This window comes from Ligilactobacillus ceti DSM 22408 (assembly GCF_000423245.1).
GTDB classification, from domain to species: Bacteria; Bacillota; Bacilli; order Lactobacillales; family Lactobacillaceae; genus Ligilactobacillus; species Ligilactobacillus ceti.
The window spans coordinates 1-12,968 of record NZ_AUHP01000005.1; the positions used below are offsets into that span (position 1 = coordinate 1).

Annotated in this window: 11 protein-coding genes; 9 read left to right on the forward strand and 2 right to left on the reverse strand. The window is 33.5% G+C overall.

Features of this window, described 5'->3' with window-relative positions; translation table 11 throughout:
* Positions 1-378, forward strand: a 378-nt coding sequence (locus G540_RS0100410; protein WP_027106374.1) for a Cna B-type domain-containing protein, incomplete at its 5' end; no start/stop codon positions are given.
* Between the two features lie 45 nt (positions 379-423).
* Here the strand turns inward: G540_RS0100410 and G540_RS0100415 are convergent.
* The gene (locus tag G540_RS0100415) at positions 424-1,389 is read right to left on the reverse strand and encodes a biotin--[acetyl-CoA-carboxylase] ligase (protein WP_027106375.1); all 966 of its coding nucleotides are present in this window, start codon (positions 1,387-1,389) and stop codon (positions 424-426) included.
* A 132-nt stretch (positions 1,390-1,521) separates the two neighbouring features.
* Between G540_RS0100415 and G540_RS0100420 the strand changes: the two genes are divergently transcribed.
* The 4 genes from G540_RS0100420 to G540_RS06760 are packed head-to-tail and all read left to right on the forward strand — an operon-like array spanning position 1,522 to position 4,785.
* Positions 1,522-2,634, forward strand: coding sequence for a YibE/F family protein (locus G540_RS0100420; RefSeq protein WP_035463420.1), 1,113 nt, complete (start codon positions 1,522-1,524; stop codon positions 2,632-2,634).
* Positions 2,621-3,394 (forward strand): YibE/F family protein, encoded by a 774-nt coding sequence (locus G540_RS0100425; RefSeq protein ID WP_027106377.1) that lies wholly within the window; start codon positions 2,621-2,623, stop codon positions 3,392-3,394. Before G540_RS0100420 ends, G540_RS0100425 begins: the two co-directional genes overlap by 14 nt.
* 57 nt (positions 3,395-3,451) lie before the next feature.
* Entirely contained in the window at positions 3,452-4,402 is a 951-nt protein-coding gene (locus tag G540_RS0100430; protein WP_051188896.1) for a hypothetical protein, read from the forward strand.
* A 17-nt stretch (positions 4,403-4,419) separates the two neighbouring features.
* Positions 4,420-4,785, forward strand: coding sequence for a DUF3899 domain-containing protein (locus G540_RS06760; protein WP_027106379.1), 366 nt, complete (start codon positions 4,420-4,422; stop codon positions 4,783-4,785).
* A 34-nt stretch (positions 4,786-4,819) separates the two neighbouring features.
* Here G540_RS06760 and G540_RS06765 read toward each other — a convergent pair whose 3' ends face one another.
* Positions 4,820-6,100, reverse strand: a complete 1,281-nt coding sequence (locus G540_RS06765; protein WP_051188897.1) for an HD domain-containing protein — start codon at positions 6,098-6,100, stop codon at positions 4,820-4,822.
* A 122-nt stretch (positions 6,101-6,222) separates the two neighbouring features.
* On the opposite strand from G540_RS06765, the gene G540_RS0100445 reads away from it, so the two are divergent.
* The 4 genes from G540_RS0100445 to G540_RS0100460 form a co-directional block, all read left to right on the forward strand.
* On the forward strand, positions 6,223-6,669 hold the full coding sequence (locus G540_RS0100445) for a YwiB family protein (protein ID WP_027106380.1): 447 nt from the start codon (positions 6,223-6,225) through the stop codon (positions 6,667-6,669).
* Between the two features lie 44 nt (positions 6,670-6,713).
* A complete protein-coding gene (gene rpoE, locus G540_RS0100450; protein WP_027106381.1) occupies positions 6,714-7,280 on the forward strand; it encodes a DNA-directed RNA polymerase subunit delta in 567 nt (188 codons plus the stop codon).
* A 198-nt stretch (positions 7,281-7,478) separates the two neighbouring features.
* Positions 7,479-9,086: a CTP synthase gene (locus G540_RS0100455; protein ID WP_027106382.1), complete on the forward strand. Its 1,608-nt coding sequence runs from the start codon at positions 7,479-7,481 to the stop codon at positions 9,084-9,086.
* Positions 9,087-9,267: 181 nt separating this feature from the next.
* Positions 9,268-12,968, forward strand: a 3,701-nt coding sequence (locus G540_RS0100460) for a DUF7507 domain-containing protein (RefSeq protein ID WP_027106383.1), incomplete at its 3' end; no start/stop codon positions are given.

Genomic DNA, 12,968 nt, shown 5'->3' on the forward strand with positions numbered 1-12,968 from the left:
GATGGACTACGTCCAACAAGTATCAAAGTGAAATTGATTGCGAAAGTCAAAGGGAAAGAAATTTCTGAATTAAGTAAAACCAAAGAATTCAAGCCAATCAATGTTCAAGATAATATATGGCATTATAGTTTTGGTGAGTTACCAACACATTACCAAGGCTCTAAAGTTAAATATAGTGTCAAAGAAATCGATGTGCCTCAAGGATATCAAGTTACAGAACAAGGATTGGATTTAATTAATACTCATCAGGTAAAACAACCTAAAAAACAAAAAACTTTACCATCTACAGGTCAAAAAACAACAATGTCAGGTTTAGTTGGAATTGTTTTGATGATAATTAGTTGGGGATTGGGATATCGGATTCGTAAAAAAGTCTAAATAAAAACAGCTGCAAGTTCAAAATTGAACTGCAGCTGTTTTTTATTAAACTGTTCTGATTTTTGTAACTTCACCAGAATTTAAACGGGTGCCATCTTGTAAAATTAGACAACCTTGATCATCAATATTAGTTACCACTTGATTGAAGGTTTCTTTTCCTTGTGTGATGGTTACTTCTTTGCCGATTACAGCGGAATGTTCACGATATTCCGGCATGAAATTTGCAGCTTGGTAATTTTGATATAAAGCAAAAAATTCATTTAAAAAGCTGGCGATAAATTGATTGCGAGAAATATTTGCTTTTAGAGCGGCGTCTTTTAAAGTACCGACAATATCTTGCAGTTCATCTGGGAAATCAATATAATCTGACAAATAATTAATTCCGACACCAATAATGACATTTTTAATTTGTTGATTTTCAAAATCCATCACAGCTTCAGTTAAGATACCAGCAATTTTTTTATTATTTAATAAAACATCATTGACCCATTTGATTTGTGGTGTTTCACCGAGTTCTTTTTCAATAGTACGTGTCACAGCTAGAGCCGTAGCGGTTGTTAAAAGTCCCGGATTTAAGGTGGTGTTTTGTGTATTTAATAAAATAGAAAGATAGATTCCGGTTTGAGCTGGAGAACTAAAGTGACGTCCGCGGCGCCCATATCCGTTGGTTTGATAATCACTTAAGATAATGTATGGTTGATTAATTGGTTCGAAAGCAATTTCTTTGGCACGTAAATTGGTTGATTTTAATTTTTCATGAACTTCGAATTGCAGCGTTAAATCTTTATTCAAGAAATTGTGAATAATATATTCATTCAAGGCTTGGTTATCAATGTAATGGTAACCTAAACGTGGCTTGCTGACGATATTATGACCTTGTTGTTGTAAAGATTTAATTGCTTTCCAAATGGCAGTCCGTGACATACCGAGTTCACGTGCGAGTGTTTCGCCGGATAAATATTCTTTGGAACTGGTTGATAAGAGATGTAAAACTTTTTCCGTTGTTTCCATTCAGACCTCCGTTAATAACATTTGATTCTATTATAACAAGGAAAACAAAGATTCATTAAATAAAAAATGGAAAAGACCTAAAAAATGATGATTATGTTAAAATGAATTGAATACAGATAAAGGGGTGAAAGGATGATTCGCAATAAAAAAAGCTTTTTTATCAAATTAGCCTTAATTATTGTTAGTGGTTTATGTGTTTATTTATTTGGTAAAAATGATGCGTTTTTATATCATCAAGAAATTGGTCGAGTTGTTCAAGAGAAAACACGAGCTACCCATGAAACAGTTGATGAGTTTAATAATTATGATGAAGTAACCGAGCAAGTCTTAGAATTAGAACTGTTAAACGGTGATCATAAAGGTGAAAAAATCACAGTGAAAAATCACTACTCCTTATCAGGTGGGATTACGCAAGCTTATCATCAAGGGCAGAGTGTTTTTTTGACATTACATAAAAATAAAAATCATACAATTTATCAAATTTCGCATTATAAACGAGATGTTTATTTAATGATGTTAGCTTGGTTAGTAGTTGTATTATTGTTATTAACTACTGAATTGCAAGCTTTCAGGACAATTTTAAGTGTGGCTTTAAACTTTGCATTATTTATTTTGTTTATTGAAATTGATGTTCAATGGAATTTGACGTATTTCTTCTGGTTGTTTGCGGTGAGTGCTGTTTTATTTACAGCTTTATCATTAGCATTAGTGATTGGTTTGAATCGGCAATTTATCGTTACTTTTAGTTCCGTCTTTTTAGGGACGAGTTTAGCGTTAGTAATTGGTGTGATTGTTTTGAAACTCACTCAGAGTCAAGGTGTCCATTATGAAGCATTGAATTTCGCGACACAATCTCCTATTCAATTATTCTTATCAGCAACATTAATTGGTGTTTTAGGTGCGGTAATGGATGCAGCGACAGATATTGTTTCAACTGTTTTTGAAGTAAAACGTGCTACACCTAACTTAGGTGCTAAAGCGTTATTTCAATCTGGACAACAAGTCGGTCGGGCAGTAATGGGGCCGTTGATTAATGTTTTGTTATTAATCTTTTTTGCAGAAACATTTACAATGGCTATTTTATTTTTTAGAACAGGAAATTCGATGGCGTATACGTTTGAATGGACAATTGCGCTGGGGGTCGTACAAACTTTAATTAGTGGGATTGGAATTATGTTGACGATTCCTTTGGCGAGTTTCATTAGTGCAAAAATGTTAGGTGGAATGAATAATGACAGCCATTAGTGTATTGGGAATTATATTATGTTTGTTGATGGTTTTAGTAGGGGGAAAGAGCGGATTTATTTCCTTTTTAAGTCTGATTTGTAATTTTTTCATTTTATTTGTCACAGTTATCTTAATCGCAGGTGGTTTTCCAGCAATTTGGGTTTCATTTTTTGCGGGGATTTGTATTTTAGCAATTACGATTTATATGGGAAATAATGATGAACGATCTACGAATGTAGCTTTTAAAGCGACTTTCATAGTGATGTTGATGATGTTAGTTTTGATTATTCCGTTTAATCATTGGGCTTATTTGCAAGGGTTCAGTCCCGAGCAATCATCAGAAATTGAGGCTTTTAATATTTTAATTGGAGTTAATTTCCGTGAGATTGCGATTGCCACAACGATGTTAAGCACTTTAGGAGCGATTGCTGAAGCATCTATTGCGATTGCGAGTGGTTTAGAAGAAATTATTGAGCATCATCCCGGCATTGGTTTAGTCGGTTTGTTCAAAAGTGGGAAGAATATTGGTTTTCAAATTATGGGTATGACGTTAAATACCTTGTTTTTTGGTTTGTTCGGCGGCGATTTAGCCTTATTTGTATTATTATATAAATTAGATGCGAGTTTCGGATACTATTTAAATTCGAAAATCTTTGTGATGGAATGTTTCCGCGTGTTATATTCCGCGATTGCTGTTGTGGCCGTGATTTGGATTACAACGTATTTAATGGGACGGCGTATTAATCATTATCGTCGCAGTACAGATCGGATTAAATAAAGAATCTTAAATATGGTACAATCAACATGAAAGTCAGATCTGAGGAGGTCGAATGTTTTGTTTAAAAATAATAAATGGATGTTAGCAGTTATGATTGGTTTAACTACGGTCACATTAGGTGCTTGTGGTAATAAAAATGCACAGACTAATCAAGGTAACGACCCAAGTTCGGCTGTTTATGAAAAAGATCATTATGAAGTAGCAATTGATAAAATTTCAGCCGGTAAATTAAAGGCCGCTCAAAAAGAATTAAATGAAATTGAAATTACTGATCAAACACCGACAAAAGTTACTACCTTAAAAAATAATTTAGCTGAGTTGATTGCGTTAAAAGCTGCGATTAATAATAATGATTTACCAGTGATCGAACCTAAATTGCAACAATTAGCTCAAGTTCAAACGCCAAAAGCATTTGTGAAACAATATCAGCTAGCTAAAAAAGATTATCAAACTGTTCAATTGGCAAATACTTATTACACAGAAGTTGTGAAATATTATCAAGCGGGTAAATATTTAGCTGCTGGTGGTAGTTTACAGTCTTTGGATTCTTTGAATAGCAAATTAGCAATGGTTACTAAATTACAAAATGATGCTGATCAATATAGTAATAGAATTGCTCAAAAAGAATATGAAGCTGCTCGCCTACAAAATAAAGGTGCCGGTGATATTAATGCACAAAACTCACAAATTTTGAAAGAACAATTCGCTAAACAAACGGGTAAAAATATAGCGCATGCTAGCGAAGAAGAAGTAGCTCAAGCTGTGAAGGCCTTACAAAATAAACGTGTCTTGCAAGCTTTTACTAAGGCAACTAATGTTCCAATCGAAAAAGGTGATCAATGTTTCGTGCAATCATTAGGTAATCATCAATATCAAATCGAAATCCGTCATACAAGTGATACTAACCAACAAATTTCTAATTTGAAAGGAATGTATCGTTTTAATACGGATACGAAAGTAGCCCAAAAATTAAATATTTTAACGGGTGAGTATCAAAAAATTAGCTAAGTATTAAGGATGAGAAAATGAATTTTATAAAAGAAAAAATATGGCCAAAATTTACAGGTGGTATTGTTTTAGCGGTCATCATTATCAGTTTTGGAAGTGTTATTTTTCATTATCAACGCGTAGTTTCTGACGGATTCTTTATTGCTGGAATGGTATGTTTGTTGGCAGCAATTGTTAATATTCTGGCACATGCTCAATTATTCGCTGGTTTTTTTAAACGTAAGAAAAAAGGCGAAACTGATGAGGAATATCAAGCGAATAAACTTAAAGTACGAGAAATTGGTTCTAAAAAGAATGCACCCATTCATTTTGATAAATTTGCATTGAATATGTTGATTTTAGCAGTTGTTTTAATTTTAGCTGCGATTTTAATTACGTTATAAATAAAAAGTCGAGGATCTTAGATCCTCGACTTTTTTAGTGTTGTTGATTCAACTGATTAACTTCGGGTTGGATTTCTTTTGGAAAATAAAAACGTAAATCGCCGCTTTCTTTACCGGTAATTGCTGAAACGAGGGAACTTTCAGTTGATAATTCAGTTAGTTCACCATTTGGTTTCATTAATTCGATTTGTGTTCTTGGATTTTCTTGGGTTGGGTCATAAGCATCGTATGGTAAATCAAAACAATCATTATAACCAGTATAGTATTCTGGATCAAAACCGTGTTCTTGGGCAATTTGTTGAATTTGGGCAATGATTTGTGGATGTTCTTCTGAAATGATTTGAATTGATTTAAATGGTTTACGGTTTAAGAAACGTTGCGCCAAATCACTTAAAATCGGATCAGAACTTGTAGTCCATAAATTGAAATAACTATTTAAGACATAATCATCAAGACGCAAATAATCGAGCAAATCAACTTGATCTTGGAAAAAGGGCAACAAGAGAGTTGGTTGTTCATTGGCCGGGAATAAATTGTTTTGTGCTAGATAACGAGCTCGAGCTAATAAATTAGTGAGTAAGACTTCCATGCCCCGAGATACTTGGTGGAAATAAATTTGTTGATACATTTGGAAGCGACTTAAGACATAATCTTCTACAGCGTGCATCCCGCTTAAATCAAAAGCAATCCCGTTTTGATAAGGGCGCATAACACGCATAATACGCATAATATCGAAATTACCGTAATTGGTCCCGGTGTAATAAGAGTCCCGTAATAAGTAATCCATCCGATCGGCATCAATTTGTGAAGAAATCATTTGCACAACTTGTGGATTAGGATATGTTTTTTGAATTACACTGGCTACTTTAGCTGGAAAATCAGGAGCGACTTGACGTAAAACTTGATTTACTTCTGTTCGGGGATCTTTGATAATTTGGACAGTCATAGCTTCATGGTCGGTATGAAAAATATGTTCGAAAGTATGTGAATATGCACCATGTCCGACATCGTGGAGTAAGGCGGCACAAAGTGTTACTAAACGTTCGTTATTATCCCAATTACCATCACCTGGTGTAGTTGAAGGGTAATTTCTTTGGAATAAGTCACAAATTTGGCGAGAAATTTCATAAACGCCGACAGAATGAGTGAAGCGACTATGTTCAGCGCCGTGGAAAGTAGAGTTTGTTGTGCCGAGTTGTTTAATTCGACGGAGACGCTGCATTTCTTTTGTGTTAATTAACTTTAAAATAACTTCATCTTGTAAATAAATATAATTGTGAATTGGATCGCGTAAGACTGTTTCCATTCTAGACATTGACAAACCTCCTTAAAATAATCTATCTAGATTATTATAACATTTAATTTTAGTGAGATGGTTTGGAAAAAAGGGGTAAAAAAGTTATAATATAAAGGAAATTAAGAAAGAAGGAGCGTAGCATGGCACAAGATTTAGGCAAAGATATTCAAATTAAAATTATCACGAAAGCTAAACAAGAAAATGAAGTTGATGTTTTTGAAGAAGTGACAACGGGGCGTTATTTTCAAAAAGGTGAGACTTACTTTATTCGTTATCAAGAAACGAAACACGATCAAGGTTCTGTGACATTTAAAATCAATCCTGATGCTTCGATTCAATTAACACGTCAAAGTGCGGATTTACATTTACGTTTGATTTTTAAAGATCAAGGCATTTATCAAACGCAATATCGTTCACAATATGGCATGATTCCTTTAGAAGCGAAAACTATTGCGATGGAATGGCCGTTACTGGCTGATTTAACAGCGGAAAATAATGTGCAAGGTGAAATTAAAATTGATTATGCACTTTATTCACAAAATAAATTGGTTGGAGATTATGAAATCAGATTGCAATTTCACGAATAGTGTTATAATATGAAGAGTAAACTACTGAAAGGGCGTGTACTAGTTTGAATTTAGAAAAATTCGATGGGGTAAATAAAAGTGAGTTATCAATGATTGAAGTAGCTTTTGAAATTTTACAACTAGAAAAAGATGTTATGGCGTTCGCTGAAATCGTGAATAAAATACAAAATTATTTAGATAAGACAGATGAAGAAATCAGAAACTCTCTTACACAATTTTACACAGATTTAAATACTGATGGCCGATATATTTGTTTAGGAGATAACCGCTGGGGATTACGTAGCTGGTATCCATTTGAATCAATTGACGAAGCTCTCGTTCAAGCTGAAGCAGATGAAGAAAACGACTCACGTAAGAAACATCAAAAAGTTAATGCCTTCTTAGCAGATGTTGACGAAGATGATGCTAATATCGATATCGTTGAACTTGTGGAATACAGCAATGATAGTTCCGAATTCGATGACGATGAAGACGATGACGATAGCGAATTAAAAGCATATAGTAAAGATCTTGATAATATCGATGACGAAGATGAAGAAGAACTTCCTGACGGAATCGAAGGACAATTAACTGAAATTGTTGATGAAGATCTTGAAGAAGACGAATTTTAATTTCAAAATCTTAAAAATAAAAATCTAGTTCTTGACGTTCCCTCATAACTTATGTAAAATATTTTTTGGGCACTTCAGATTAATGAAGTCAGATGAACGGAAGAATTCAAGCTCCCTATTCACTAATTAGAGAATAGGGAGCTTGTTATTTTTTATTGGTAAAACCCTAGAAAAAGGAAGAAATAAAGGAGATTTCTAATGACTAAATATATTTTTATCACAGGTGGCGTTGTTTCATCATTAGGTAAAGGGATTGTCGCAGCATCTTTAGGTCGTTTATTGAAAAATCGCGGCTTAAAAGTTACAATTCAAAAATTTGACCCATATATCAACGTTGACCCAGGGACAATGAGCCCAATTCAACACGGGGAAGTTTTCGTAACTGATGATGGTACAGAAACTGACTTAGATTTAGGTCACTATGAACGTTTTATCGATATTAACTTGAATAAATATTCTAATGTAACAACAGGTAAAATTTATTCTGAAGTATTACAAAAAGAACGCCGCGGCGATTATTTAGGTGCAACTGTCCAAGTTATCCCACATATCACAAACATGATTAAAGAAAAAATCATGCGTGCTGGTACAACAACTGATTCAGATGTTGTTATTACAGAAGTTGGGGGAACAGTTGGTGATATCGAATCACTTCCATTCCTAGAAGCTTTACGTCAAATGAAAGCAGATTTAGGTAGCGAAAATGTTATGTACATTCATACAACATTAGTACCTTACTTAAAAGCTGCTGGTGAAATGAAAACAAAACCAACACAACACAGTGTTAAAGAATTACGTGGTTTAGGTATCCAACCTAACTTATTAGTATTACGTACAGAACAACATGTTTCTCGTGATATGCGTAATAAGATTGCTAACTTCTGTGATGTTGAACCAGAAGCGGTTATTGAATCAATGGACGTAGATACTTTGTATCAAATTCCATTGAACTTACAAGCACAAAAAATGGATGATATCGTGTGTGAACACTTACACTTAGATCAACCAGAAGCTGATATGACAGATTGGAAGAAACTTTGTGAAAAAGTTCAAAATCTTGAAAAGACAGTTAAAATTGCTTTAGTTGGTAAATATGTTCAATTACCAGATGCATATATTTCTGTTAACGAAGCTTTAAAACATGCTGGTTATGAAGAAAATGCTGATATCAAGATTTCATATATTGATTCAGAAAAAATTACTGCTGAAAATGCGGCTGAAGAATTAGCTGGATATGATGGAATTATCGTACCAGGTGGTTTTGGTAACCGTGGTTTAGAAGGTATGATTCAATCTATTCGTTATGCACGTGAAAACAAAGTTCCATTCTTGGGAATTTGTTTAGGTATGCAAATGGCATGTATCGAATATGCACGTGATGTTGTTGGTTTACCAGATTGTAATACAGCTGAAGTTGATCCAAATTGTGAAAATAATATTATCGACTTAATGGCAGATCAAGAAGATGTTGAAAATATGGGTGGAACACAACGTTTAGGTTTATACCCATGTAAATTAAAACATGGTACTAAAGCAGCAGAAGTCTATGGTGAACATGATGTGATTCAACAACGTCACCGTCACCGTTATGAATTCAATAATGAATACCGTGATATCTTAACAGAACATGGTTTAACATTTGCAGGTACATCTCCAGATAATCGTTTAGTGGAAGTAGTGGAAGTTACTGATCATCCATTCTTCGTGGCATCACAATACCACCCAGAATTCTTATCACGTCCACAACGTCCAGAAGGTTTATTCGCAGGCTTTATTAAAGCAGCTGTGAAAGAAGCTGGAAAATAAATAAAATAAAAATTTTAAGCAGCGCTACCGATTTTAGGTAGCGCTGCTTTTTTGCTTTGATAAAAAAATAAATATTTTGAAATTTATCTAATGCATATTGTTTGATTTTGGTCGGGGGGGGGGTGCTAAACTTTACAGTGACGTATATTGTGCACAATTATAAAAGGAGATGAATATAAATATGTCAAAGAAAATTTGGCAGAAAATAATGACGCAATTTATGACCATTATTTTACTGTTAAATGTCTTTATTACAACGCCATTGAACGTTATTCAAGCAACACGCGTTAATGGTACTAATAATGGACATGGGTACCACAGTGCGTGGTTGACTGATCAAAATGCGAAGGAAGTCAATCCACCTGCTGATGTAGCAGATGGGTCTCACTCGGAATACGAGCCAATTCCAAATAATATTTTACACCAAACGGCTAATTCCCAAACATATAATTATCAACCTGATCCAGCGAGTGATAGATATACATTTATGATTATTGATATTAGTCGTAAAGATAAAACTGGGCATATTCAACGAGAAAAAACATTTCTTGATGAAGCAAATGCACATGGTGCTAAACTTCCAGCATCTTACTTAACATTTTCAACAGTTACAGGGAATAATAAAACTGTTTATGTTCGTTGGGTGAACAGAGAAAATGGGCAAGAAATTTCAAATATGACGCTTCAAAACGGTGAACAACCAAAAGGTTTTGAAGGCTTGAATAAATATCTTAAACAATCAAAAGAGAAAATTCAGTTAGACTTTAATTATGAAAACCAAGAATACGTTAACGGAAAAAATATTATTAACGTTCAGTCAGTCGGGACATTGCCTTTACAATCATTTATTGTATGGAATGCTTTGAATACTGATGTGAATGGAATATTACAAACAACTTATAATGCTACCATTCCGGGTAATGTTGATGGACATACACAATATCGTTTAGCTAATGTTGACAGTCCAAGTTTCGATCTTAATAATCCTGCAAAATATAATGCTGATTATGCTAGTCAAGCAGAAATTGATGCAAATAACAAAAAACAGCAGTATGATCAAGGACGCCTTACTTTTGAAAAAAATGAAGAAAAGAAATACGTCGATAACTACAAAGGTAAATTATTAACTTTAGGCCATTATACAGCTATGATCGGTCAACGATTCACACCGATGAAGGAACGAACATTTAAGGGATATGAATTATTTAAATCAGAAAATAAATCTTATCAAATCTATGATTCATATAAGGTTGGAGAAACTCGGATAGCGCAAAGTTATAAAAACTATGGCGTAAAAACCATGCTTAAAGTTGAAGATATTACTGGTAGAGGTAAGCTTCAGGTTTGGGTGATGAATCCATTTACACAACTTGTAAATAAAAATGGGAAACTTTATTTTAAAGATCAAAAAGCATCTGATTTAGCTTTAGCAGGAAATACAACTGATGGATTTGTTAAAGTATTTGAGACTGCAGTTCTTGGTCCAAAAGAATGGAACACGAAATTTAATGAAAAAGCTAGTGTGCCTTTTAAAATGTATTCTGATTGGGTTGAATCTCCGGTAAATAGTTATCCAATAATGTACAATGGTCAAAAATGGCAATATACAGCTCAACCGGCTAATAATGTATCAAATGCTGATAATGGTTCAGGTAATCCAGCTGCTTTCTTAATAAAAAGAGATAGTCAGTTTGTGATATATAAGACTCCAGGGAATGTTTCTCATGGGTTTGATGGTCTGCCAAGTGGAGGCTTAGGTTATTTATCAGCTGTCGCAGCACCATATGATATCAATATCAGTAATGGTCATAAACATGATCGTATAGGTCATAAGACAGTATATTTGATTAACCCATTGGAACGTAATCATGATTCAGTTTATTGGTATGTACCTCAAGGGAAAGTTATCACAAAATACGTTGATGAAAATGGTAATCCATTACCCGGTATTAAATCTCAAGTTGTTATGGAAAATCAAAATGGTGGTACAGACTATGATGCTTCTACACCACAATTCCAACCAAAACAATTTGTAATTAATGGTGAAGTGTATGAATTGATACCAACACAAGTTGATTATCAAACACAGAAATTAAAAGATATTAATCAACCAGCTGGGGAACCAACAAAAGCTGTTGATGGAGTTTCAAAAGAAAAAGGAAAAGTTATTGCAGCCACAAAACAAATCATCACATACCATTATAAGAAAAAAGGACCTCTTAATAAGTCCTTGAAGGTTACTAAAAAAGTTATTGAAGTAACTAATAAAGATGGTAAAAAATATGATGATGGAAAAATGCATCAAGCAGGCGACAAAATTTTCTATCAATTACAAATTAAAAATACAGGTAACGTTGATATTACAAGCGTAACTTTAAATGATGTTTTGTTAAATGTTAAAGATGTAGTTGTTAATAACGTTAATATTGCACCAGGTGGCACTTATGATTATGACTTTGCTAATCCATATATTGTAACGCAAGCAGATATGAATAAAGGCAAAGTTGAAAATGTTGCTAAAGTTAAAGGTAAGACTCCGGGTGGAGATACACCAGACACACCAAGTAACAAAACAGAAACAAATGGCGAACAGAAGAAAGATATGACTATTAAGAAAACTGTTCGTCAAGTTACAAATAAAGACGGTAAAAAATATGACGATGGTAAGATGCATACGCCAGGGGATAAAATTTACTACGCATTAGATGTTACAAATACAGGTAATGTGACAATTAATAATTTGAAACTTAATGATAAATTATTAGATTTGCAAGATGTGATGTTGAATGATGTGAATATTGAACCTGGAAAAACTTACCATTACGATTTCGATAAAACATATACTGTGACACAAAACGATCTAAATGCTGGTAAAGTGACAAACGTTGTGAAAGCAATCGGAACAACACCAGCGGGAGATACACCAGAAAAAGAATCTGATGTAGACACACCAACTAATAAGCAACCAGATATGCAAATCAAAAAATCAGTGACAAAAATTACTGATAAAAAGGATAAAGAATATAAAGGTAAACAAGCAGGTAAATTACATGCTGTAGGTGATAAAGTTTACTACCAAGTTAAGATTACTAATACTGGTAATTTAACAATCACATCCGTAACATTGAATGACGCATTGTTAGGTATTAATAATACAAATGTTAAATTAACAATTGAACCAGGTAAAAATAAAACTTATACATTTAAAACACCATATTCTGTGACACAAAAAGATTTAAATGCTGGTAAAGTGAAGAACGTTGTAACTGCAGTTGGTAAAACACCAGGTGGAGATACACCAAATCGTGAATCTCATGTAGACACACCAACAGATTACAAACCAGATATGCAAATTAAAAAATCAGTGACAAAAATTACTGATAAAGATGGTAAAGAATATAAAGATAAACAAGCAGGTAAATTACATGCTGTAGGCGATAAAGTTTACTACCAAGTTAAGGTAACAAATACTGGTAATGTTAAGATTACAGAATTAACAATTAACGATAAATTACTCGGTATTACAAATGAAGTTGTGAAGAATTTAGATATTGAACCAGGTAAGACTTATACACATGAATTTACAGCACCATATTCTGTGACACAAAAAGATTTAGATAGTAAAGATAACTTAGTTAATACAGTTAAAGTATCAGGTAAAACACCAGGTGGAGATATTCCAGAAAAACCAGATAAAACAAAGACACAAACAGATAAAGAAAAATCAATGGATGTCACAAAAGCTGTAACTAAGATTACTGATAAAGCTGATAAAGAATATACAGGTAAACAAGCAGGTAAATTACACGCCGTAGGCGATAAAGTTTACTATGAAGTAACAATCAAGAATACAGGTAACCAAACAATTACAGGTTTAACAAT